Origin of the sequence: Chachezhania antarctica (assembly GCF_003646465.1) — a bacterium.
GTDB lineage: Bacteria > Pseudomonadota > Alphaproteobacteria > Rhodobacterales > Rhodobacteraceae > Chachezhania > Chachezhania antarctica.
The window spans coordinates 1-23,260 of the sequence record NZ_QZEX01000017.1; the positions used below are offsets into that span (position 1 = coordinate 1).

The following is a 23,260-nucleotide window of genomic DNA, read 5'->3' on the forward strand; positions in this document are numbered from 1 at the left end:
CTGTTCAGCCGCCACGACCTGGCCCAGATCTCGGTCTCGGTGGCGTTGCCCTATCTTGCCTACATTGTCGCGGAACAGGGCGCGGGCGCGTCCGGGGTGATCGCCGTGGTCGCCGCCGGGCTGACGGTGAACCTGACGGCGCCCGTGCGCCTTCCCCCGCAATCCTGGGCGAACCTGCGGGAAATCTGGGACGTGCTGGCCCATTGGGCCGGGGCGCTGATCTTCATTCTCGCGGCACTCCTGATCCCGAGGATGCTGGAAGAGATCCGCATCGGCGATTTCGTCCTTGTGGGAGTCGTGATCCTTTCGGCCGTCGTCGCCAGGGCCGCGATCCTGTTCGTGCTGATGCCCCTCATGTCGGCGTTGAAGCTGTCGCCGGTCGTCGAACGGCCCTACCGGGCGGCCATCCTGTGGGGCGGGCTCAGGGGGGCGGTGACGCTGGCGCTGGCCCTTACCGTGACCGAAAGCGTGCGCGTGCCGTCGGATATCCAGCGGCTGGTCGGTATCCTTGCCACCGGGTTCACCCTGTTCACGCTGCTGGTGCAGGGCACGACGCTGCGCTGGGTGATCGGGCGGCTGGGGCTCGACCGGCTCTCGCCCATCGACGAGGCGCTGTCGCGGCAGGTGGTGGCCGTCGCGCTGCAGACCGTGCGCGAGGACGTGGCCCGCACGACCGAGAACTACGACCTGAACCACGACATCGTCCGGTCCGAGGCCAAGCGTTTCGGGGAGCGGCTGGATACGGCGGTGAAGACAGCGGAAGAGAACGCCGGTATTCTTGACCGCGATCGCATCGCCCTGGGCCTGATCGCGCTGGCCGGTCACGAACGCGACACGATCATGGCCCGGATGCGGGAACGGACGATTTCCGCCCGGATGGCGGAACGGGTCCTGTCGGATGCGGACCGGCTGATCGAAGGCGCCCGGACGCAGGGCCGCAGCGGCTACCAGAGGGTGGCCCGACAAAGCATTGCCTATGGCTGGCATTTCCGTTTCGCCGTTCTGCTGCACGGCCGCCTGGGCCTGTCCGGCCCGCTGGCGCGGATGACGGCCGACCGGTTCGAACTGCTGCTGTCGCAACGCCTGATCATGCGCGATCTGGGGACCTTCATCGACGGTCGCATCCGGCGCATTCATGGCCGTCGGGTGGCCGAGCTGCTGCACGAACTCCTGTCGCGGCGGATCGAGGCGGTCGAAACCGCGCTGGAAGGGCTGCGGCTGCAATACCCGGGATATGCCGAAGTGCTGGAACGCCGATTCATCCGCCGCACCGCGCTTCGGATGGAAGAACGCGAATACGTGGCCATGCGCGAGGACGGCCTGATCGGCGCCGAGGTCTACATGGCGCTCATCCAGGACCTGGCCAAGCGACGCACCGCGGCCGAGGATCGCCCGCGCCTCGACGTCGCCGTTCAGCGGCACGCCTTCGTCCGGCAGTTCCCGCTGTTCGCCGATCTCGACAGCGGTGCCTACAAGCGGCTGGGGCGGTCTTTCATGACCCAGTATGTCGATGCAGGCGAAGTCATCATTCGCAAGGACAGCCCGGCCAAGAGCGTCTTCTTCATCGCGCCCACCACGCTTCTGGTGCTGGACGAGGAACGGTTCCGGCGGCTGCTGACCCGCAGCGTGGCCCTGCGCGACGCGGTTCTGGCAAGTGCCGAGAAGCGCGGCATAGATCCCGAAGGCCTTCTGCCAAGCGACGCTGCCTGACCCGGCACGCCGGATCTTCGCATCCGCATATTTTTGCCGCGATTGCCCGGAAGTTCGAAATCGTCGGGCCACCCTATCGCAATTGCGATGTCTTGCTGTCGCTGCACATCGTACTGGGGCAATGTGCAGCGTCGACCGGACAGGTGGTGACGCACCGCGGGCACTTCGCAGGCCCGCGGCGCCGGATCATTCAGCCCTTGCCCAGAACCTGCGTCACGGCCCGGGCTGTCTTGTCGGCGACCTCGTCGGCCTCGGCGCGGGTCAGGCAGAACGGCGGGGCGAAGCCCAGGATGTCGCCTTGCGGCATCGCCCGGCCAATCACGCCGTGTTCCAGCAGCGCGGCGGCGATGCGGGGTCCGACCTTTTCGGAGGCATCGAAGAACCGGCGCGTATCGCGGTCGGCCACGAATTCGACGGCGGCCATCAGCCCCGCGCCGCGGACTTCGCCGACGTTGGAGTGCGACCCCAGATGGTCGGCCAGCGCTTTCTGGAAATAGGCGCCCGTCTCGCCCGCCGCCTGAACAAGGTTCAGATCGTCGATCAGTTTCAGGTTTGCGACCCCGGCCGCGGCGCCGATGGGGTGGGCGGAGTATGTCCAGCCATGGCCGATGGGCCCATTTTCGTCGGTGCCCTGTTCCAGAACCTTCCACATCTTGTCCGAAACGATCGATCCGGACAGCGGCGCATAGGCCGATGTCAGGCCCTTGGCGATGGTGATCAGGTCGGGCTTCAGGTTGTAATGCTCGGATCCGAACATGATGCCCAGACGGCCGAAACCTGTCACGACCTCGTCCGCGATCAGCAGGATGTCGTGCTTTTCAAGGATCTCCTGGATCGCTTCCCAGTAGCCTGCGGGCGGCGGGACGATCCCGCCGGTGCCCAGCACCGGTTCGCCAATGAAGGCCGCGATGGTATCGGCGCCTTCGCGTTCGATCAGCGCTTCAAGCTCGGCCGCGCAATGGGCGGTGAACTGGGCCTCCGACATCGCCACGTCGTCGCGACGGAAGTAATACGGCGCCTCGGTATGGATCACCTGGCTCAGCGGCAGGTCGAATTTCTTGTGAAACAGCTCCAGTCCCGTCAGCGAGCCCGTCACAAGGCCCGACCCGTGATAGCCCCGCCAGCGCGAGATGATCTTCTTCTTCTCCGGACGACCCAGGATGTTGTTGTAGTACCAGACCAGCTTTACGTTGGTTTCGTTGGCATCCGATCCCGACTGACCGAAATAGACCTTCGACATGTGATCGGGCGCGCGGTCCAGGATCATCTTCGACAGCGTGATCGAGGCTTCGGTGCCGTGCCCCACATAGGCGTGGTAATAGGCCAGCTCGTGCGCCTGTTTGGCGATGGCCTCGGCAATCTCCGTCCGGCCATAGCCCACGTTCACGCAGTAGAGCCCGGCGAAGGCATCCAGCAGGCGGGTGCCGTCGCGGTCTTCGATGTGGCTGCCCGATCCCTTCTTGATCACGCGATGGGGGGCTTCGCCGCGGGCGAATTGGCCCAGATGGGTCGAGGGATGGAAGAAATTCTCCCGGTCCCATTGTTCCAGCATGTCGTTCTTCAGCATCTTGTTCAGTCCTTTTGTATCGGTCCGGCGCGATCAACCCCAGTCGCGGCAGACGTATTTGATGTCGGTAAAGGCCTCGAGCCCCTGGCGCGCGCCTTCGCGGCCCAGCCCGGATTGCTTGACGCCGCCGAAGGGAATCGGCGCGCCGGTGACCTTGGTGCGGTTGACGGCCACCATCCCGAATTGCAGCGCGCGGGTCATGCGGTAGATCCGGCGCGGGTCGTGGCTGTGCAGGTAGGCGACCAGCCCGTATTCGGTCTCGTTGGCCCGCGCGATGACCTCGTCTTCCGTGTCGAAGGCGGTGAGCGGGGCGATGGGCCCGAAGGTTTCTTCGGACATGATCGCCGCACTGTCGGGCACGTCGGCCAGCACCGTCGGGCGGAAGAAAAGCGGGCCCAGCCCCTCATCGACCGAGCCGCCGGTCAGGAGCTTGGCGCCCTTGGCAACGGCGTCTTCGACCTGCTGGGTCTGCTTGTCGATCGCCTTTTCGTTGATCAGCGGCCCGATATCCGGGTCCTCGCGGCCATTGCCCAGGGTCAGCGCTTCCACGGCTTTCGTGAACCGGTCGCAGAATTCCTCGTAGACGGGCCGGTGGATGTAGAAACGGTTGGCGCCAAGGCAATCCTGCCCCGACGTGGCGAATTTTGCCTTCACAGCCTCGGCCACCGCGCGGTCCATGTTGGCGCCCGAGAACACGATGAACGGCGCGTGGCCGCCCAGTTCCAGCACCAGACGTTTGACCGTGTCCGCCGACTGGCGATAGAGAACCCGCCCGATTTCGGTCGACCCGGTGAAGGACAGCGCCCGCACGCGTGCATCCGACGTCCATTCCCCCACGATGGTGGCGGCGTCTCCTATGACGGTGCTCATCACACCGGCGGGAAACTCGGCCCGGCGGGCAAGTTCGGCCAGCGCCAGCGCGGACAGGGGCGTTTCGGCGGAGGGATGGATCACCGCGGTGCAGCCTGCGGCCAGTGCGGCGGCGGCCTTGCGGGTGATCATCGCGACGGGGAAGTTCCACGGCGTGATCAGCGCGGCCACGCCCACGGGTTCGCGCCACAGCTCCATCTCGGCGTCCGGCAGGTGGCTGGTGACGCCTTCGATGTTCGGGCGCAGCGCTTCTTCGGCGTAGAACTGCACGAAGCTGGCGGCATAGTCGATTTCGCCCCGCGCCTCGCCGATGGGTTTGCCCTGTTCGGCGACCATGATCCGGGCAAGATCCTCCTTCGCCGCGACGATCAGATCGTGCCAGCGGTGGAGCAGCGCCGCGCGGTTCTGCGGCAGCATCGTGGACCAGCCAGGAAACGCTGCGTGCGCGGCATCGACGGCAGCCCGCGCGCCGGTGGCATCGCTGAGCGTGACCCGCGCGACAAGCGCGCCGGACGCCGGATCGCGCACGGCCAGACGCCCCTGCCCGGCGAAATCGCCGGCCTCGCGCAGAAGCGCTGCATCGGTGATCCAGGATTCGAGTGTCTTGGGCATGTCGGTCATTGTCGCGGTCTCCCTTCGAGCGCGACTGTCCCATGACCGGGGCAGAGATTTTGCCTTTTCCCACGCCTGCGGGTAGAGAGACTCTCTTTTCTGGCGGGCCGGGACAGAGTTTTCGTCTGCCTGATCGGATCAGCCGTTCAGCAGGCCAAGGGCGGGCGGGACGCTCTTGATCGGCTTGGTGACAATGTAGCTGTAATAGCGGCGGACCCCGGCGCGGCTTTCCAGCAGGTTGTCCATAAGCTCCTGAAATGCGGCGACATCCTGTATCACGACCTGCATTAGGTAATCGTAGCCGCCGCCGATGGCCCAGCATCCGGTCACCGCGTCCAGCGGCGCGACGGTGCGTTCGAACAGCTGGAAATTCTCGGCCCGATGGCTGTCGAGTTCGACGGTGACGAAGACCTGCACATGAGCGCCGATCCCGTCCAGGTCCAGTTCGGCCCGGTAACCGCGGATCAGCCCGGCCTGTTCCAGCCGCTTCATCCGTTCCCAGCACGGCGTGGGCGACAGGTTCACCCGCGCCGCCAGCTCTGTCTTGCTGATGCGGCCTTCACGGCTGAGCGTGGCAAGGATCGCAATGTCCCTGTCGTCGAGGCGGGTCTGCTCCATGTTCCGCTTGTTCCGCCCGTGGCGGGCTTTGTCAACGTCTGGACATGCCCGGCGCGGTAGGGGACGGTTTCCCGCATGTCCCACTGGCCGCTTTCGAAATCCGATATTGTCCGCCCCGCCTATCGCAGCCTGGCGCAGGGCATTGCCGGGGCCATCAGCGCGGGCAGCCTGCGCCCGGGGCAACGGCTTCCGACCCACCGTGAGCTGGCGTTCCAGATGGACGTTTCGGTCCAGACCGTCAGCCGCGCCTACGAGGAACTGATCCGCGCGGGGCTGGTCACGGGCGAGGTCGGGCGCGGCACCTTCGTTCAGATCAGAACGCATGAATACGACATCATGCCCTGGCACACGGCCACCACCCGCCGCGCGGCGACGGACCTGGCGATGATGACGCCGGTGGAACTGCCCGAAATGGCCGAGGCGTGGAGCGCCGCGCTCCACCGCATTGCCGACCGGATGCCGGGGCACATGCTCCACGCGTTGAGCCCCGAGCAGACGGAGGGGCGCTATGCCGACATGGCGGCGACATGGCTGGCACGGTGCGGCCTGGTGGTCAGCCGGCGGCACGTGCTGGTGACCAACGGCGTGACGCCGGCGACGTTCACCGCGCTCGCAGCCGTGACCAATCCGGGCGACGTGATCGCCACCGACCCGTTCACCAGCCACATGCTGTTGCCCGCCGCGCAGCACCTGCATCTTGGCCTCAGGGCCATCGCGGGGGACGACCGTGGCATGATCCCCGAAGCGTTGAGCGACGCGGTGCGGGAATCGTCCGCCCCGATCAAGGCGGTGTTCCTGTTGCCCGCCGGCGGCGGGCCCACCGCGCGCTTCATGGACCGCGACCGGCGCGAGGCCCTGGCGCATGCCGCCGATGCGGCCGGCCTGCGCATCATGGAATGCGATCCGCTGGGGCCGCTTCCCGCCCGCCGTCCGCCGCCCGTGGCCAGCTTTGTCCCGGGATCGGCCTTCTATTTCACCAGCATGACCAAATGTCTGTCCGCGGGCTTGCGGCTGGGGTTTCTTGTAGTGCCCGATGACATGGTCGAACTGACGGTGAACCGGCATCAGTCGGTGTCGTGGATGGCAACGCCGATCGTGGCCGAGATCGCGGCGGACTGGCTGGAAACCGGCACCGCAGACACGATCCTTGCCGCGCACCGGATCGAACTGTCGGCCCGCAACCGCACCGCGCAGCGGATACTTCCGCGATCTTCGGGCGGGCTGCACGGCCTGCACCGCTGGCTACCCCTGCCCGCCGGCACCGACGAGGCGGAATTCGTGGCCGGACTGCTGGATCACGATATCGCGTTGGCGCCCGGCAGCAGCTTTGCCGTGGACACTCGCGATCCGGCAATCCGGATAAGCCTGACCCGGACAGGACGTGGCAATCTGGAGAGCAGCCTGAAAACGATTGCCTCGTTTCTGCCGTCCTGATGCGGGGCCACCCGCACAATCCCCGGCAGAGCGGGCATACGATTGTCATGATTTAATATAAGCATTGACTCCCCAATGCCTACCCGAAACCTTTTGGCAGAGTGCCGCGGGTCAGCCAGCCCGCGGCCGCATTCAGGCTTCTGCGCGGGTCGAACCGCTGCGGGGCAAACGATCAGGGAGCATCACATGACTTACGGAAAACTGGCGGCAACCGGCGCTCTGGCGCTGTTGATGAGCTCGGGTGCCGTCATGGCCGACACATGGCGCTATGCGTTCGAAGAGGCGCTGGAAGAAGTGCAGGGCAAGTTCGCCCAGAAATTCAAGGAAGAGGTCGAGGCCAATTCCGACCACCAGATCCAGCTGTTCCCGTTCGGCACGCTGGGCGAATCCGACAGCATCCTGGAACAGACCCAATCGGGCATCCTTCAGTTCGTCGATCAGTCGCCGGGCTTCACCGGGGCGCTGATCCCCGAAGCGCAGGTGTTCTTCGTGCCGTACCTGCTGCCGCAGGATGAAGAAACGCTCGCCACCTTCTTCGAGGAATCCAAGGCGATCAACGAACTGTTCCCGCCGCTTTATGCCGAACAGGGGCTGGAGCTGCTGACCATGTTCCCCGAGGGCGAGGTCATGATGACCACGACCGAACCTGTGTCGGGCCCGGCCGATCTTGACGAGGTCAAGTTCCGGGTCATGACCAACCCGCTGCTGGTGGAAAGCTACAAGTCCTTCGGCGCAACCCCCACCCCGCTGCCATGGGGCGAGGTCTATGGCGCGCTGCAGACCGGCATCATCCAGGGGCAGGAAAACCCGGCCTTCTTCATCGAGTCGACGAAGATGTACGAGGTGACCGACCACATCACCCGCGCCGGCCATAACAACTTCACCACCGCCGTCATGGCCAACAAGGATTTCTATGACGGGCTGTCGGACGAAGACAAGACCGTTGTGAACAACGCCATCGACGCGGCCTTCGACTACATCATCGATTACCAGTCGGGCCTGACCGAAGAGTCCCTTGCCAAGATCAAGGAAGCCAAGCCTTCGATGACGATCACCACGCTCAGCGAGGAAGAGCGCCAGCCGTTCATGGCGACCGCGGATTCGGTCGAACAGGAATACCTTGAGATCGGCGGCGATCAGGCCAAGGCGATCCTCGACCAGCTGAAGGCGGATCTGAAGGCTGTCGGCGCCAACTGATCCGGCCCGGCGGACTACACCCGGGCGCGGCACCGATTTGCGCCGCGCCCTCCCCTACCCCAGGCCCATGGGCCCGGCCGTCGGACCGGAGCGGCCCGTCGGCACCAATTCGACCCCAAACCAGTTTTCAGGAACGCCGCAATGAAGCCAGACGAAGACCCCGACGCCAAGGTGGACCCGGCGGTCCTGGCCGCGGCGAGAACGCCGGCCGTCGACGAGGACGATATCGACGATTCAGCCTATGTGTCCGGTCTGCCGGGCATTCTTGGCGTGATCGATGTCGGCATCGCCCGGATCGAGGCCCTGCTGCTGGCCATCGGTGTTCTGGCGATGGCGATCAACACGATGGCGAATGTCATCGGGCGCTTCGTGGTCGGGCAAAGCCTGTTCTTTTCGGAAGAGGTCAACCGCGCGCTGATCATCCTGATCACCTTCGCGGGTATCTCCTACGCCGCGCGCCACGGTCGCCACATCCGGATGTCGGCGTTCTTCGATGCCATCGCCCCGCCCATGCGCAAGGTGCTGATGATCATCATCGCCGTGGTCACCGCGGCCGCGATGTTCCTGCTGACATGGTATTCGGTCGATTACCTCATCGCGCAGGCCTCTCGCGGGCGGCTGCTTCCGGCGCTTCAGATCCCGGTCTGGTGGATCATCGTCTGGGCGCCGCTCGGGTTCTTCCTGACCGGCCTGCAATACGCGCTGACGGCTATCAAGAACCTGATCCACAAGGATATCTGGCTCTCGACAAGTACGCTCGAAGGCTATGACGACACCGCAGAAGAGGAAGTGTGACGAATGGCCATCGGTATCTTCTCTGTCATGATCGTTCTGCTTCTGCTGGGCTTCCCGATGATGGTGCCGCTGATCGCGGGATCGCTGATCGGGTTCGTGGCCCTGTTCGGCGGGTTCGGCCAGCTTGACACCATGGTGCAGCAGATCCTTGGCGGCATTCAGCCCGCCAGCCTGATCGCCGTGCCCATGTTCATCTTCGCCGCCGACATCATGACGCGCGGCCAGTCCGCCAACCGGCTGATCGACCTGGTGATGACCTTCGTGGGCCACCTGAAGGGCGGGCTTGCAGTTTCGACCGCCACCGCCTGCACCCTTTTCGGCGCCGTTTCCGGTTCGACCCAGGCGACCGTGGTCGCCGTCGGCGGCCCGCTGCGCCCGCGGATGCTGAAGGCCGGGTACAAGGACAGTTTCGTGCTGGCGCTGATCGTGAATTCCTCCGACATCGCCTTCCTGATCCCGCCCTCGATCGGGATGATCATCTATGGCGTCGTCTCGGGCACCTCGATCTCCGAACTGTTCATCGCCGGCATCGGGCCGGGACTGCTGATCCTGATCCTGTTCTCGATCTATTCCTACATCTACGCGACGCGGAACAACGTGCCGACAGAACCGAAATCCAGCTGGCGCGAACGGGCCTCGGCCGTGCGCCGTGCGCTGTGGCCGCTGGGTTTTCCCGTGATCATCGTCGGCGGGATCTACGGCGGGATCTTTTCGCCCACCGAAGCGGCGGCGGCCTGCGTGCTCTATGCGCTGCTGCTGGAAATGGTCGTTTTCCGCGAGATGAGCTTCAAGCAGCTATATGCCACCGCCAAGTCGACAGGCCTGATCACGGCCGTGGTCTTCATACTTGTCGGCGCCGGGGCCGCGTTTTCCTACGTGATCAGCTTCGCGCAGATCCCGCAGCAGGTGCTGGGCGCAATCGGGATCGACCAGATGGGGCCATACGGCGTGCTGTTCACGATCTCGATCGCGTTCTTCGTGGGCTGCATGTTCGTGGACCCGATTGTCGTGATCCTGATCTTCGTCCCGATCTTTGCCCCTGTCGTTCAGGCGGTGGGGCTGGACCCGGTGCTGGTCGGGACGATCATCACCCTGCAGGTGGCCATCGGCAGCGCCACCCCACCCTTCGGATGCGACATCTTCACGGCCATCGCGGTGTTCAAACGGCCCTATGCCGAAGTCGTGCGCGGCACACCGCCCTTCATCTTCATGCTGCTCACCGTGGCAGTGTTGTTGATCTTCTTTCCGCAGATCGCGCTGTTCCTGCGTGACCTGGCATTCAACAAGTAAGGAGGTCGCCCGATGTACACCAAGATCCTGCTGGCCTACGACGGGTCGCAGGGCGCCGACAAGGCGCTCGAAACCGCGACATCTCTGTGCAAGCTGACCGGCGCCGAACTGGCCGTGCTGACGGTCTATCGTCACCATTCGGTGCTTGAGGCGTCCCTGTCGATGGTGCGCGGGGCCGGCGAAAAGGCCGGCAGCCTGGACGACGCGATGCGCTCGGCCTCCCGCGAAGCCGCTGAACACGCCAAGAAATGGGCGATTGAACAGGGGGTTGCTTCGGTCCATGCTTACATCAAGGGCGGGCAACCGTCGCGGACCATCGTAACCTTCGCCAAGGACCACGGGTGCGATCTGATCGTGATCGGATCGCGCGGCTTGGGGGCTTCGGAAAGCTACATGCTGGGCTCTGTCAGCCACAAGGTGACCAGTATCTCGATGGTCCCGATCCTGGTGGTCTGACGCGGCGCAATGGTCCGCGTGCAGGTCCCGTCCCGTGCCGAATCGATCGCCGCCGCGATTGCTGCCCAAGGGCCCCACCAGAAGAGATCGGAAGGTCCACATGAACAACTTGCAACGAACGCCCGAGCGGTACACCACCGATGAATACCGCGAACGGCTGCAGCGTATCCGCGCCCGGATGGAGGCTCAGGGCCTCGACCTGCTGATCCTCAGCGACCCGTCGAACATGTCGTGGGTGTCGGGCTATGGCGGCTGGTCGTTCTATGTCCATCAATGCGTGATCGTGGGCCCGGTGGGCGATCCAATCTGGTTCGGCCGTGGGCAGGACGCGCAGGGCGCCTATCGCACGGTCTGGGTCAGCCGTGACAACGTCATCGGCTATCCCGACGAATACGTGCAGTCCACCGAACGCCACCCGATGGAATACCTGTGCGCCCGTCTGGCCGACATGGGCTGGGACAAGGGCACCATCGGTGTCGAGATGGACAATTACTGGTATTCCGCCCGCGCCCATGAACGGCTGGGCCACGGGATGCCCAACGCCAAGTTCAAGGATATCACGGGCTGCATCAACTGGCTCCGCGCGGTGAAGTCGGAAAAGGAACTGGAATACATGCGCCAGGCGGCGCGGATCGTCGAACGGATGCATTACCGCATCGCCGAAAAGGTCGATGTGGGCGTGCGCAAATGCGATCTGGTGGCCGAAATCTACGATGCCGGCCTGCGCTTCGACGAATGGCACCAGCATGGCGGCGACTATCCCGCCATCGTGCCGCTGCTGCCGTCGGGCCCCGATGCCGCCGCCCCGCACCTCACATGGGATGACCTGCCCATGAAGGCGAACGAAGGCACCTTCTTCGAGATCGCCGGCTGCTACCAGCGCTACCACGTGCCCCTGTCGCGCACGATCTTCCTTGGCACGCCCCCACAGGAGATGCTCGACGCCGAGGAGGCGGTCATCGAAGGCATGGACGCCGGGCTGGACGCCGCCCGCGCCGGAAATACCTGCCACGACATCGCCGACGCCTTTTTCACGTCGCTGGAAAAGCGCGGCATCATCAAGGACAACCGCTGCGGCTATTCCATCGGTCTCAGCTATCCGCCGGATTGGGGCGAGCGGACCATGTCGCTCCGCCGCGGTGACCGGACCGAGCTGAAACCGGGCATGACCTTTCATTTCATGACCGGGCTCTGGATGGAAAACTGGGGCTACGAGACGACGGAATCCGTCGTCATCACCGACGATGCCCCCGAAATCTTCTGCGACATCCCCCGAAAGATGCTGGTCAAGAGCTAGGCCCGGGCCGGGTTGATCGGGCGCGATACGTTATTGGCAAAGGCTGTCTGCCGCTGCTCTTTCCCGGGGTGACACGCCCGGGAAAGATGCACACTGTCCCGGACGGTCGCAGTGAAGGAACAGGCATGACGTTCGACCCCGATCTTGGCTACGCCTACCCTGCCCGCATCGGCGATCCGGTGCACGCCGTGGCCACGCCCGCGCTGATCGTCGATCTGGCCGCGTTCGAGCGCAACGCGGCCCGGATGCGCGACTTTGCGCAGGCCCGCGGCCTGCGCCTGCGGCCCCATGCCAAGACCCACAAGTCGGCCGATATCGCGCTGTACCAGATGGCCCATGGCGGGGCCTGCGGGATATGCTGTCAGAAGGTCTCGGAAGCCGAAGCACTGGTCGACGCCGGGGTGACAGACGTGCTGGTGTCGAACCAGGTGTGCGGCGCCGCGCGCGCCGACAGACTGGCGCGGCTGGCCGGTCGGGCGACAATCGCTGTCTGTGTCGACGATCCCGCGGGCGTCGCCGAACTGGCCGCGGCCGTGGCGCAGCATGGCACGGAACTGGCCGTTCTGGTCGAGGTCGACGTTGGCACCGGACGCTGCGGCGTGCCGCCGGGACAGGCGGCGGTTGACCTCGCCGATGCCATCGACGCAGAGCCGGGGCTGCGGTTCGAAGGCTTGCAGGCCTATCAGGGCGCGCTTCAGCACATCGCCGACCCTGCGGAGCGGCAGGCCGCCGCCGAAAGCGCAGCGCAGCTGACCAGGTTTGCGGTAGAAAGCCTGATGGCTGCCGGGTTCGCCTGCAACACCATCGGTGGCGCGGGCACCGGATCGTTCCGGATCGACGCCGCGCTGGGGATGGTGAACGAACTGCAATGCGGCTCCTATATCTTCATGGACGCCGATTACGACCGCATCCGGGAGGCCGACGGATCGCGCCCCGGCGGCATGGAGAACGCGCTGTTCGTCCTTGCCGGCATCATGAGCGCCCCGGTCCCCGGCCGGGCCGTCTGCGACGCGGGCCTGAAGGCCATCGCCTTCGATAGCGGCCCGCCCCGGATCGACAGGCCCGGCCTACGCTACACCCAGGCGTCCGACGAACACGGCGTGATAGACGACCCGGACGGCCAGCTGAAACGCGGCGACACGGTGCGCCTGGTGCCCGGCCATTGCGACCCGACCTGCAATCTTTACGACTGGCTGGTCGGCGTACGCGGCAACCGCGTCGAAACCCTGTGGCCGGTGACTGCGCGCGGGAAGCTGTATTGAGCCCCGGCCCCGTCGCAAGACGACAGGGCCGTCAATATAAGTGTTTTAAATCAATGCTTTGAAAGAAACGAAGCGCAGGAGAACCCGCGCTTCGATGCGCAGTTTCCAGGGCCGCGGCCACCTGCCCGTCTATCGGGCGCCTTCGACCCATTGTTCGTCGCGGGCGGTGCCCAGTTGGCGGGCCAGGTGTTTCTCGATCTCGTCGATGGGCATGTTGGTCAGGTTCTTGTCGACCTCGGCCACGACTTTCGAGCTGACCTCGGAATGGATCTCGCTCCGCAGGTTCCCCAGCACGCCGGGCGCCGCAACGATGACGATACTGTCGAACTTGTGCGATTGCGCATAGGTGTACAGAAGATTCGACAGGTCCGCGGCGAACCGTTCCTTTTCCAGCTCGTGCCAGTCGGCTTCGTCGACCGACGACCGCTGCACCTGCGGGCCGTCATTGAACCGACCCGGTTTCTCGGTGCCTTGCTCGTGGGTGGGCGGGTTGTCCTGCGTTTTCTTGCGGACGACCTCGAAATTGAAATCCATTTCGTCACCGTCGTTGCGCAGGAACATCGCCTTTTCGCTGTCGGTCACCAGAATCCATGTTCCAGCTTTGATCGGATGGTCCATTACTTCTCTCCTTCCTCCTCGTCGCTCTTGCGGACGCGTGTCGCGCCGCCGGGGCGTTCCTCGGAGCGTTTAAGTTCGTCCCGCGTGCCGACGTCGCGTGGCAGGCGGCCGCCCTCGCGGCCCTGGTGCGAGACCGTACCATCAGCGCCCAGATAGCCCTTTTCGTTGTCGGTTCCGCCTTCGGCGGCCTTGCGGGCATATGTCTTCTTCGTTGTCATCGGAGTGTGCTCCTATGGTTCGAGGGTGCGGGCGACACGGCGCCTTGCCGCCGCCCCGTCATGGGCAGCAGCGGAAGCCAGTGGCGGCGATGTGGCAGGGTGGCGTCAGATAACCTCCGGACGCTCTTCCGGCGCGGGTTTCTTCGGCTTCTCGCGGCGGGCGTCCCATTCGGGATCGTTACGCTTGATGTAGCGTGCCACCAGGTGTGAGGCCGGGATGCTCAGCACTGCACCAACCGCGGCCGCACCGACGATGGCCCACGGGCTGTAATAGCCAAGCGCCAGTACGATGATGACCAGCGCGCCGGGAATGCCGATGACGCCGGCGAGAAGGACGAAGGGTCCAAGGCGGTCCATGACATGTTCCTTTCTCTGCCTAATCGTGTCGAAGGGACAACGCTTTGAACGGCCGAACGTTCCGGATTGCGGCCACAGATGGCGATTCACCGCCGCGGACCGCCCTGCCCTGAACCCGCGGAACGTTCCCGTGCGGCGTGCGTTCACAAGGCTATGCCCACCCAAACGGAACAGCCCATGACCCCTGGACAGATGCCCCCCCTGCCCTTCCGAAACTGCGCGGAACGACCTTCATCATGATATCGGATCTGTCCCTCCCGCTTCTTCTTCTCCTTTTGAGCTTCAGCGGCGGTGTCATCCTGCTGGCAGGTACGCGCATGACGGCATTGGCCGACCGCATCGCCGACCGGACGGGCCTGGGCGAGGCGCTGATCGGCGGCCTGCTTCTGGGCGCGGCCACATCGCTTTCGGGCACTGTCGTGTCCGTCACCGCGGCGCTGGACGGCCGGGCGTCGCTCGCGTTTTCGAACGCCGTGGGCGGGATCGCGGCGCAGACGGCATTTCTGGCCATTGCCGATCTGCTCTATCGGCGTGCGAACCTTGAACATGCGGCGGCCGAGCTTGCCAATGTGTTTCAGGCGGGGCTGCTGATGCTGATGCTTACCCTGCCCTTCCTTGCCTGGACATCGCCGGAAGCAACCCTGTTCGCAATTCACCCCGTCTCGGTCCTGCTGTTCGCGATCTACGTCGTGGGCATGTATTCATCGCACCGCGTGCGCGAGGAGCCGATGTGGGAGCCCGTCGATACCGCCGAGACGGATCTGGACGAGCCCGACCCCGAGGACCCCGACCCGCGATCCACCTTGAAGCTGTTCGGTGTCTTCGCGCTGTTGCTGGTGCTGATGGGCGTGTCCGGCTGGGTCATCGCCGAAACCGCCGGCACGCTGGCCGACCGATACGACCTGCGGACGGCGCTTGTCGGGGCGTTGATGACGGCGGTCATCACCTCCATGCCGGAACTGGTGACCACGCTCGCCGCTGTCCGGCAGGGATCGCTGCAGCTTGCCGTGGGCGGTATCATCGGGGGCAACACCTTCGACGTCCTGTTCTTGACGATCTCCGACATCGCCTACCGGCCCGGGTCGCTCTTCCATGCTGCTGGGTCCGAGGATTACTTCTGGCTCGCCGTTGGACTGGCGATGACGGCAGTCCTGATGCTGGGCCTCATCTTCCGTCAGCGACAAGGCCCTGGGCAGATCGGGTTTGAAAGCCTGACGATCCTGCTGATCTACGGCGCGTCCGTGGCCATCCAGGCGCTCGCCTGACTACAGGGTCTTGTCCTCGACGATCTTCAGCAGACGGTTGATGGCCAGTGCCGGCACGGTCGCGATCAAGGCCAGCGCCCACAACCCCAGACCGCAGCACAGGCCGACGGAGGCGGCCAGCCATAGGCTTGCGCCCGTTGTCAGGCCCTTGATCTCTCCCTTCGCGAAGACGATCAGGCCGGCGGCCAGAAAGGCCACGCCGCCGGTTACGGCTTCGATCACGCGGATGGGATCCATGCGGACGCTGTCGGGAAGTTCCCCGGTGCGTTGGACAAGTTCCAGCATCAGCAGGCAGTAGACGGTCGAGGCGAGGCCGACGAGCATATGCGTGCGCAACCCGGCGGGGTGGTTCTTGGTTTCCCGTTCCAATCCGATCAGGCCGCACAAGAGGAGGGCGCCGCCGACCCGGATCAGAAGGACTTCGACCGGCCAGTAGCCGACCGACATGAATTCCGACCGTATTTGCTCCAGCATTCTCGTTCTCCCCGGGTTGTTCTGGCTAACCAAATCAATGTTCGCGGCCCGCCTTAGGTTCCTTGCACGCGTTCACCACGGCAATTAACAGCTGTTAAGGCTGCATCCGGCCCCCCGCTTAACAGCTGTTAAGCCGCTCGATTGCGCAGGGCCATGACCATGGGCCCGCACGAGAACCCGCCGTTCGCAGCCTTTCGGCTGAGAGCCCGCAGGTACCCGCCGGGCGACTTGATCTCGCTGAACCGTTCCAGCATGGCCACCACGACGATTGCGGCCTGTTCCGGGCCCATCGCGCGTTGGGCGTCTTCCCAGGCCGATGGCGTGATGCCCATGGCGGGGCTGATCCTTGACGCTGTATTGAACAACTGATGCCAGTGCCGGATAGGGCCTTCGTGGAAATCCAGCGCGGTGGGACAGCAGGCTGTGATCATCTGAAGGGGCAGGCGGGGCGCCTTGTCCCTCTCCGGTGGATCATCCCGTCCTGTCATCTGAAAGACGTGTGCGTCGTCTGAAATACGCCGTGTCTCGTTGCAGGGTTCAAGATCAAGAGAGTCTTTGTTTGAATTATGATGGTGCTGCTCATCCTGACACGCAGTGGTGCTCGGATCGGCTGCGTGGGCGGTATCGACAAGGTCGCGGGCTTCGGTCAGTGCGGTATCGAGTTCACCGCGCAGCGCGTCCAGAGCATCCGTATCGAGCTTCCGGCGCAGCGCCCGGCCCGTCAGGGCGGCAAGGTCGGCGAACCGGTCCCAGATGGCGCGACCGGGCTGCATGTCGTGACCGTACTCTGCCACGGCAGCCAGATCCCGGCGCATCAGGCTGACCATCTCGCGCAAGCGGCGGAGGCGGGTTTCGGACGCGCGTGCATCATCGGCCGCGCGGAAGATCTCCTCCTGCCGGCGGGGCAGGGGGGACAGGTCGAACCCGTAGGCCACCCGGTCATCGCCGTCCCTGCGGCTGTAACGCTTGCCGTTGGGGCTGTCGCGGCGGATGATCAGGCCCGATGCGATCAGGCGCGACAGGTGCCGCCGCATCGTCGAACAGGCCATGCCGTTCAGCCGTTCGCACAGCGCCCGGTTGGACGGGAACACGATCATGCGCGCGGCGGCGCCCAGTTCGTCTTCGGGATGAAAGCTGAGAAGCCCCTGCAGGACCGTCAGTTCCCGTTCGGACAGGCCGAAGGCCGCCTGGGCCTTCGACAGCTCCCGGAACAGGGCCCACTTGTTGACCGGGCGCAGGGGGTCCTGCGTGTCGGGGATCGCCTGCAATTGCGCGCGCGAAATCGGTCGCCGAAACGACGAAAACGGGACGTACTCCATGTTCTTACATCACGAAGACAAAAATCGACCGGCCCGCGAATCGCTTTGCGCTTGCGGGGTAGGGGGCGGCTCGCTATTGTCAGAGGTGCGAAAACTGAGTTTTGTTGCGAGCTCGTCCCGTGACGAAACCTTGAAAAGGTCTCGTGAAGCGTGCTTCTCGGGGCCTTTTTTCTGCCTGTGCCGTGCCTCCTTACTGGTTTCTGCTCTTCCTCAATCTTCCGAACGCTTCCAGCGCTCGTGAAGCTCTGCGATCAGGGCCGGGGCATTGCTGTCCAGCCAGCTGACGAAATCCTTGTCTTGTGCCTCGAGATCCAGCCGAAGCCGTTTCCCCCGGCCGCTGGTCTTCACGCTGGCCGAACCGACGCCCGCGATCTGGGTTCCCGCGGGTTTCGGGGCCGAAGGCGTGGTAGGGTCGCTTTCCAGTGCAACGGCCAGCGCCGCCAGGAACGCGGATTCCGACGCCGCATCGGGCGGGCCATCGCTGCGGTCCCTGGCGTGCAGGGCCGCGCGGATGATGGGCCCGCGTCTGCCCTGGGTGGGCAGGGCGCGCTTCAGCTCCTCCCACCGGGGGCGGCCGATGCCGGGGGCGGCCCCGATCGCATGGATCAGGTCATCGCCAACGCCGCGGACGACGCCCAGCATCTGGGAGACACCGGCTTCGGTCAGGTTCAGCACCTCGGCCACCGCCTTGTTGCTGCGCTGGCCTTCGGGAAGGTGATCCTCCTCGACCAAGGCGGCCGCGACCAGGGCGCGTTCGATGAAGCTCAGATCCCGTCGCGCCTGGTTTTCCAGAAGCTGATCCTTCAGCGCCTGGTCGTCTTCCAGTTCGGTGACGATGGCGCGGACGTTGATGCCCAGTTGCCGGCAGGCTTCCAGCCGCCGCCGCCCGTAGACCAATGTGAACCGGTCACCATCTGCCGGGCGCAGCAGGATCGGAACTCGCTGCCCGTTCTGCCGGATCGAGGCTGTCAGATCGGTCACGTCGATCTGAAGCCGGTCTTCCATGCGGCCCGCAACGTCGATCAGGTCCGGCGAGACGTCGGAAATCCCGCCACGCAGGCGCCGGTTTTCCCGAACATCGGGCGCATTATAAAGCGTGCTCAGCGCGGGGTTTAGTTTTGCCTTCCGTGCCATGGCTATCCCCGTCCCCAAGTTGTCTGGATCAGGCCCGCGATCTCGTCATTCACGGCGTTCATGGATTCCAGCGCGCGGTCGAGCGTGGTGCGGGTGAAATCCCGTCGGTCGACCTCGTACAGCGTCTGTTTCGTCAGGCCAGCATCGGCAATGGCGGTGGATTCGACCATGTGATTGGTCAGCACCGACCGCCCGAACAGCCCGCGGATGAAGGCGATCATCTCTGTCTGCGGCGCATCGCCGACCTTGTACCGGGTCGGCAGGAATTTCAGCCATTCATAGCGCAGGTTCGCGCCCGCATCGCGGATCACGCCCAGAAGGTCGGAGGTCATCCTCAGGAACTGGCTCATCGACATCAGGTCGAGCATCTGCGGATGGACCGTCACCAGCACCCCGGTCGAGGCCGAGAGCGCCGACATGGTCAGGAACCCCAGTTGCGGCGGGCAATCGATCACGACGACGTCGTAATCATCCTCTACCACCGCCAGAGCATCGCGCACCCGGGCAAAGAAAGCCCGCGCGCCGCCGCTCTGGATCGCGGCGGGGGTTTCGTGTTCGAACTCCATCAGTTCAAGGTTGCCAGGGATCAGGTCGAGCCCGGTGATGTAGGTCTTCCGGATCACATCGCGGATCGACACCTGGTCGTCATAGCGCACTGCATCATAAAGCGTGCCGCCTTCCATCAGGTCGATTTCGGGCTGGATGCCGTGGAGCGCCGACATGGAGGCCTGCGGATCCAGGTCCACCGCCAGCACGCGATAGCCTTTCAGGGCAAGCCGCTGGGCAAGGTGCGCGGATGTCGTGGTCTTGCCCGATCCGCCCTTGAAGTTGACGACCGATATGACCTGAAGCGCATCGCCCGCGCGCCGCCCGGGGACGTAGGTGCCGGGTTTCTTGGTATTGGCCTCCAGCGCCTGCCGGATCTCCCAGATATCGGTCAGCTTGTACCGGCGGTGATTGCCGGCGGTCATCTCGACCTCGGGTATCTTGCCCTCGCGGTGCAGCTTGCGCAGGTAAGTGTGATCCACGCCCAGCAGTTCCGCGGCCTCGCCACTGGTCAGCCCGCGCATGGATTTCTTGGCGTCCGGGGGGAAATGTGCTTCCCTCTGGGCATGCAGGTTCGCCGCCAGAAGTTCGGCGTAGTACCCGATGGCCGTGTCGAGGTCCTGCTCTGCGTCGCTCATCTTCTGCCTGATCCGTGGGCGCGTTTTTTATCAAGTCATGCGCTAATTTTCGAGACTATTGCAGGCTGAGCGAGATTCGTGCAAGCGTTTTCCACAGGCAGGGCTTGTGTGCCGGCCTGACGGCATGCGCTAGCTACGGTGGTTCGGAAGGCTCTAGAGCCCCGCTGCCTTGGTCAGGTTCACCCGGAACCTGTCCCGCCGGCGCTGGTATCGGCGGGTCATTTCGGCCGAGGCATGGCCCAGTTGCTTCTGCACATAGCGTTCATCGACCTCGGCACTGCTGGCCAGACCTGCGCGCAACGAATGGCCCGAAAACAGCCCCAGCCGTTCCTTTTCCGGCAGATCCGCCCGAATGCCGGCATCCAGAACGGTCCGCTTGATCAGGCGCGCGACGTGTTTGTCGTTCAGCCGGGACTCCAGCGCGCGCTTGCCATCGCGCGAGGTGCGCACGAAGACAGGCCCGAAGTCGATCTTCGAGAAATCCAGCCATTGCTCCAGCGCATGCACCGGGCAGCTCTGGTCCGATGACCCGCGCCCGATCTCGACCTCGCGCCAGCCGGTCTTGGCGTTCAGGGTCAGCAGCGCGCCATCGTCCATGATCTCGATCCAGCCGCGCCCATCGGGCGTGTCGTCCCGCCGAAAGTCCAGCGCCACGATTTCCGACCGGCGCAGGCCGCCGGCATAGCCCAGAAGCAGCATCGCCCGGTCGCGCATGCCACGCAGGTCGAAGGGCAAGGTGGCGACCATGGCGAGGATATCGTTGGCCAGGATCGCCTCCTTCTGGGTCGGTGGGCGTGCGTGCTTGCGGCGGATCCCGGCCAGAACGCTGGAAATGTGCCTGTCCTTCCGGTCGAGCGTGTGGCCCCGTTGCGTGTAGTTCCAGCCCAGCCCCGACAGCCGCCGTTCTATGGTGCTGACGGTCAGGGCAGGGGCCCCGCTGTCAGGCGCCGCAAGGTCGGCGAGGTACAGCCCTATCATCTCGGGCACGGGCGGCAACGGTTCTGCCCCGCGCATCCGGCACCAGCGGGTGAAATGGGCCCAGTCCCTGCCATAGGCCTTCAGCGTGTTGTCCGACGCCGCCTGCCTTGCATAGTCGCGCGCCGTGTCCACAAGCCGGTCCAGCGTGCCGGAGCCGGGGACGTTATCGGGGAGGTCGATCATGGATCTTGTGTCCTGCTCTGTTGTGACCTATATGTTGGTCATCTTGTTGGGGTTGTTCATGCAGATCGCGATTGCCGAAGCCAAGGCCCAGTTTGCCGAACTGATCCGCCGCGCCGAAGCGGGCGAGGCGATCGAGCTGACGCGCTATGGTCGCCCCGTCGCGCGGATCGTGGCGGCGGAGCGACCGGTGGGCCGGTCGCTGATCGGCGCGATGGAAGGGGCCTTTGCCCTGCCCAAGGACATGGCGGACGGCGATGACGAAATCGCCCGCATGTTCGGGCAGAGCGCGGAGGACTAGGTGCGCGTCCTGCTCGACACCCATGTCCTGCTGTGGGCCGTACTGAACGACCCGCGCCTCACGGGAGCGCAGGCCCGCGCCATTTCCGAGGGCGAATTGTACCTGTCGGCCGCCAGCGTGTGGGAGATCGGGATCAAGCGCGCCATCGGCAAGCTCGACGTGCCGGCGGAACTGTTCGACGTCGCCGTCGACGCGGGCTGCCGGCCCCTGCCGATCTCGTGGACTCATGCCGAAGCGGCGGCGGCGCTGCCCGCCCACCACGCGGACCCGTTCGACCGGATGCTGATTGCGCAGGCGCGCTGCGAAGGGCTGCACCTGGCGAGCTCGGACAGGAAATTCGCGCCCTATGACGTCGAACTCGTCGCTTGACGCCGAGGGATCCGCTCCCCCGTACCACGATTTCCGGTGTTTTCTTGCGATGCAGGCCATGAATTTCATGGAATCACATACAGTCCGATAAGGCAATGTTATTGGACAGTGAAAAGCGTGCATGGGAGAGGCGGTTGGCGCTCTTTTGAATGGCTTCAAGCGCCGCTGCGCGCTAGTCTGGCTACATGACACACGCCGACACCAGCCTCTATCTCGATCCGCCCGACGCGACGGCGTCCGGGCCGTCTCTGGAAGACGCGGCCTTTCACGCCGCGACGATGCTGGAGCGCCTGAACGCCGCGCTGGACGACGCGGATGTGCCGCACGCGTTACTGCGGGACCGCATGGCCCTGCGCGCGGCGGAAGTCTGCGCCGGGTTTTCGGGCCGCCGGGAATCCGCGGCCGACCTGCGCGATGCGGTGCATCTGCTGCGGCCGGGGGATCAACCCGGCCCGGGGGGGGAGATCTTCATGAACTGGCGCCGCGCCGTGGAACGCCCGGTTTCAGTCAAGGCACTGGCCCGGGCCCTGCCCGGCACACCGCGGGAGCGCCTGGCCGTCTGTCTGGATGCGGGGCAGGGGACGCCCGTTGCCTGCGCGGCGATGGTGCTTGAGGCCGTTCTGGAGGACGATCCGCGCGCGGAAACGGTGGCGCTGATCCTGGCCGATGCGACGCTGGCGCGAGGGCTGGGCTGGCGGCATGCGATGCCGCTACTTGGCCTGGCGCTGAAACCGCGGGACCTGCGCAAGCGGGACGACGAGTTGCGGCTGGCCTGTTATCGCGCCGCCCGCGTATCGGCGCGGGACTGTATCCGGGCGGCCGCGGATCTGGCGCGTCGAGCCGAGCGGCTGCGCGCCGTGGCGCCCAAGCTGCGGACGAAGACATCGGACGAGGCGGTGGCGCTGTTCCTGTCCCGCGATGCCGTGGCGCCCGGGGCGCTTTCGGCCCTTATGTCGGACCGCTCGGCCCGCCGGTTCTGCGACCGTCTTGTGACGCTGGGCGTCGCGCACGAGCTGACGGGGCGCGATACGTTCAGGCTGTTCGGGCTCTGACATGGCGAAGGACAGCACCGATACCGACCTCGACCGCGAGCTGGCGGACCTGCCGGCGGACCTGCGCTGGCGCACGTGGATGCGCCGGGTGGAAGCGGTCCTGTTTGCCAGTTCGTCGCCCGTCCCGCGCGAGGCGCTGGCGCGTGTCGTGGGAGGCGGTGTTTCGGTCGATCTGCTGGTGGACGATCTTGCCGCCGAACTGGAAGACCGCGCGTTCGAAGTGGTTCACATCGGCAACGGCTGGATGCTGCGGACCCGGCCGGCCTATGGTCCGACCGTGCGCGCGGCGGCGGATGTGGGGGCGCAGACCCTCGATCTGTCGGAGTTCGACATCGCCGTGCTGGCGGCGATCGCCTATCACCAGCCGATCACGCGCGACGGGCTGAAGGACATCTTCGGCAAGGACATCAACCGCGACCTGATCGGACGGCTGAACGGGCAGGGGCTGATCGCCACCGGCCCGCGCAGCCCCCGGCGGGGCGCGCCTTACACGTTCGTCACCACGGACCAGTTCCTGGCTGTGTTCGGGATGGAGACCCTGCGCGACCTGCCGGACCGGGAGCAACTGGAAGACGCAGGCCTTGCGCCGCCTGTGGAGCCGTGACCGCTGCGGGACGCGGTCCAGCGCCGGACCGTGCCCGGGGCGGGCCCGCCCGCCCGCCCCGCCGGACCCCTGCGGGATCCGGCGGCCCGCCACCGGGCA

At 65.3% G+C, this 23,260-nt stretch carries 24 protein-coding genes; 13 read left to right on the top strand and 11 right to left on the bottom strand.

Features of this window, described 5'->3' with window-relative positions; genetic code table 11:
- The coding region (locus D4754_RS21665; RefSeq protein WP_121068026.1) for a cation:proton antiporter at positions 1 to 1,710 on the top strand (1,710 nt) is incomplete at its 5' end.
- A gap of 190 nt (positions 1,711 to 1,900) precedes the next feature.
- On the opposite strand, the gene D4754_RS21670 is transcribed toward D4754_RS21665, so the two are convergent.
- From D4754_RS21670 to D4754_RS21680, 3 genes are all read right to left on the bottom strand, one after another.
- On the bottom strand, positions 1,901 to 3,277 hold the full coding sequence (locus D4754_RS21670) for an aspartate aminotransferase family protein (RefSeq protein WP_121068028.1): 1,377 nt from the start codon (positions 3,275 to 3,277) through the stop codon (positions 1,901 to 1,903).
- Positions 3,278 to 3,310: 33 nt separating this feature from the next.
- On the bottom strand, positions 3,311 to 4,768 hold the full coding sequence (locus tag D4754_RS21675; RefSeq protein ID WP_121068030.1) for an NAD-dependent succinate-semialdehyde dehydrogenase: 1,458 nt from the start codon (positions 4,766 to 4,768) through the stop codon (positions 3,311 to 3,313).
- Between the two features lie 129 nt (positions 4,769 to 4,897).
- A complete protein-coding gene (locus tag D4754_RS21680) occupies positions 4,898 to 5,377 on the bottom strand; it encodes an Lrp/AsnC family transcriptional regulator (RefSeq protein ID WP_121068032.1) in 480 nt (159 codons plus the stop codon).
- Positions 5,378 to 5,452: 75 nt separating this feature from the next.
- On the opposite strand from D4754_RS21680, the gene D4754_RS21685 reads away from it, so the two are divergent.
- The 7 genes from D4754_RS21685 to D4754_RS21715 all read left to right on the top strand — a co-directional run bounded on the left by D4754_RS21685 (position 5,453) and on the right by D4754_RS21715 (position 13,108).
- Positions 5,453 to 6,811, top strand: coding sequence for an aminotransferase-like domain-containing protein (locus D4754_RS21685; RefSeq protein ID WP_121068034.1), 1,359 nt, complete (start codon positions 5,453 to 5,455; stop codon positions 6,809 to 6,811).
- 186 nt (positions 6,812 to 6,997) lie between these two features.
- A complete protein-coding gene (locus D4754_RS21690) occupies positions 6,998 to 8,008 on the top strand; it encodes a TRAP transporter substrate-binding protein (protein WP_121068036.1) in 1,011 nt (336 codons plus the stop codon).
- Between the two features lie 141 nt (positions 8,009 to 8,149).
- Positions 8,150 to 8,803 (top strand): TRAP transporter small permease, encoded by a 654-nt coding sequence (locus D4754_RS21695; protein WP_121068038.1) that lies wholly within the window; start codon positions 8,150 to 8,152, stop codon positions 8,801 to 8,803.
- 3 nt (positions 8,804 to 8,806) lie between these two features.
- The gene (locus D4754_RS21700; protein ID WP_121068040.1) at positions 8,807 to 10,093 is read left to right on the top strand and encodes a TRAP transporter large permease; all 1,287 of its coding nucleotides are present in this window, start codon (positions 8,807 to 8,809) and stop codon (positions 10,091 to 10,093) included.
- Positions 10,094 to 10,105: 12 nt separating this feature from the next.
- A complete protein-coding gene (locus D4754_RS21705; RefSeq protein ID WP_121068042.1) occupies positions 10,106 to 10,549 on the top strand; it encodes a universal stress protein in 444 nt (147 codons plus the stop codon).
- A gap of 100 nt (positions 10,550 to 10,649) precedes the next feature.
- On the top strand, positions 10,650 to 11,846 hold the full coding sequence (gene doeA, locus D4754_RS21710) for an ectoine hydrolase DoeA (RefSeq protein ID WP_121068044.1): 1,197 nt from the start codon (positions 10,650 to 10,652) through the stop codon (positions 11,844 to 11,846).
- Between the two features lie 125 nt (positions 11,847 to 11,971).
- The gene (locus D4754_RS21715; RefSeq protein ID WP_121068046.1) at positions 11,972 to 13,108 is read left to right on the top strand and encodes a DSD1 family PLP-dependent enzyme; all 1,137 of its coding nucleotides are present in this window, start codon (positions 11,972 to 11,974) and stop codon (positions 13,106 to 13,108) included.
- A 129-nt stretch (positions 13,109 to 13,237) separates the two neighbouring features.
- Here D4754_RS21715 and D4754_RS21720 read toward each other — a convergent pair whose 3' ends face one another.
- The 3 genes from D4754_RS21720 to D4754_RS21730 all read right to left on the bottom strand — a co-directional run bounded on the left by D4754_RS21720 (position 13,238) and on the right by D4754_RS21730 (position 14,301).
- Positions 13,238 to 13,726 (bottom strand): baeRF12 domain-containing protein, encoded by a 489-nt coding sequence (locus D4754_RS21720; protein ID WP_121068048.1) that lies wholly within the window; start codon positions 13,724 to 13,726, stop codon positions 13,238 to 13,240.
- Complete coding sequence (locus tag D4754_RS21725; RefSeq protein ID WP_121068050.1) at positions 13,726 to 13,944, bottom strand: hypothetical protein; 219 nt, start codon at positions 13,942 to 13,944, stop codon at positions 13,726 to 13,728. Before D4754_RS21725 ends, D4754_RS21720 begins: the two co-directional genes overlap by 1 nt.
- A 105-nt stretch (positions 13,945 to 14,049) precedes the next feature.
- Complete coding sequence (locus tag D4754_RS21730) at positions 14,050 to 14,301, bottom strand: hypothetical protein (protein ID WP_121068052.1); 252 nt, start codon at positions 14,299 to 14,301, stop codon at positions 14,050 to 14,052.
- 236 nt (positions 14,302 to 14,537) lie between these two features.
- Here D4754_RS21730 and D4754_RS21735 point away from each other — a divergent pair, with 236 nt between their 5' ends.
- Positions 14,538 to 15,566, top strand: coding sequence for a sodium:calcium antiporter (locus D4754_RS21735; protein WP_121068054.1), 1,029 nt, complete (start codon positions 14,538 to 14,540; stop codon positions 15,564 to 15,566).
- Here the strand turns inward: D4754_RS21735 and D4754_RS21740 are convergent, their stop codons facing one another.
- The 5 genes from D4754_RS21740 to D4754_RS21760 form a co-directional block, all read right to left on the bottom strand.
- Positions 15,567 to 16,040 (bottom strand): MgtC/SapB family protein, encoded by a 474-nt coding sequence (locus D4754_RS21740; protein WP_121068056.1) that lies wholly within the window; start codon positions 16,038 to 16,040, stop codon positions 15,567 to 15,569. It abuts the gene before it with no gap.
- Between the two features lie 128 nt (positions 16,041 to 16,168).
- Positions 16,169 to 17,359 (bottom strand): plasmid replication protein RepC, encoded by a 1,191-nt coding sequence (repC, locus tag D4754_RS21745; RefSeq protein WP_121068058.1) that lies wholly within the window; start codon positions 17,357 to 17,359, stop codon positions 16,169 to 16,171.
- A 210-nt stretch (positions 17,360 to 17,569) separates the two neighbouring features.
- Positions 17,570 to 18,493, bottom strand: a complete 924-nt coding sequence (gene repB, locus D4754_RS21750) for a plasmid partitioning protein RepB (RefSeq protein WP_121068060.1) — start codon at positions 18,491 to 18,493, stop codon at positions 17,570 to 17,572.
- 2 nt (positions 18,494 to 18,495) lie between these two features.
- Positions 18,496 to 19,677, bottom strand: coding sequence for a plasmid partitioning protein RepA (repA, locus tag D4754_RS21755; RefSeq protein WP_121068062.1), 1,182 nt, complete (start codon positions 19,675 to 19,677; stop codon positions 18,496 to 18,498).
- A 153-nt stretch (positions 19,678 to 19,830) separates the two neighbouring features.
- Positions 19,831 to 20,838, bottom strand: a complete 1,008-nt coding sequence (locus D4754_RS21760) for a tyrosine-type recombinase/integrase (protein WP_121068064.1) — start codon at positions 20,836 to 20,838, stop codon at positions 19,831 to 19,833.
- Here D4754_RS21760 and D4754_RS21765 point away from each other — a divergent pair.
- The 4 genes from D4754_RS21765 to scpB all read left to right on the top strand — a co-directional run bounded on the left by D4754_RS21765 (position 20,837) and on the right by scpB (position 23,161).
- Positions 20,837 to 21,136, top strand: a complete 300-nt coding sequence (locus D4754_RS21765; RefSeq protein WP_205589689.1) for a type II toxin-antitoxin system Phd/YefM family antitoxin — start codon at positions 20,837 to 20,839, stop codon at positions 21,134 to 21,136. The two genes, D4754_RS21760 and D4754_RS21765, sit on opposite strands and share 2 nt — an antisense overlap.
- The gene (locus D4754_RS21770) at positions 21,137 to 21,505 is read left to right on the top strand and encodes a type II toxin-antitoxin system VapC family toxin (RefSeq protein ID WP_121068066.1); all 369 of its coding nucleotides are present in this window, start codon (positions 21,137 to 21,139) and stop codon (positions 21,503 to 21,505) included.
- A 185-nt stretch (positions 21,506 to 21,690) separates the two neighbouring features.
- Complete coding sequence (locus tag D4754_RS21775; protein ID WP_121068068.1) at positions 21,691 to 22,557, top strand: DUF1403 family protein; 867 nt, start codon at positions 21,691 to 21,693, stop codon at positions 22,555 to 22,557.
- 1 nt (position 22,558) lies between these two features.
- Positions 22,559 to 23,161 (top strand): SMC-Scp complex subunit ScpB, encoded by a 603-nt coding sequence (gene scpB, locus D4754_RS21780; RefSeq protein WP_121068070.1) that lies wholly within the window; start codon positions 22,559 to 22,561, stop codon positions 23,159 to 23,161.
- Positions 23,162 to 23,260 lie beyond the last annotated feature (99 nt).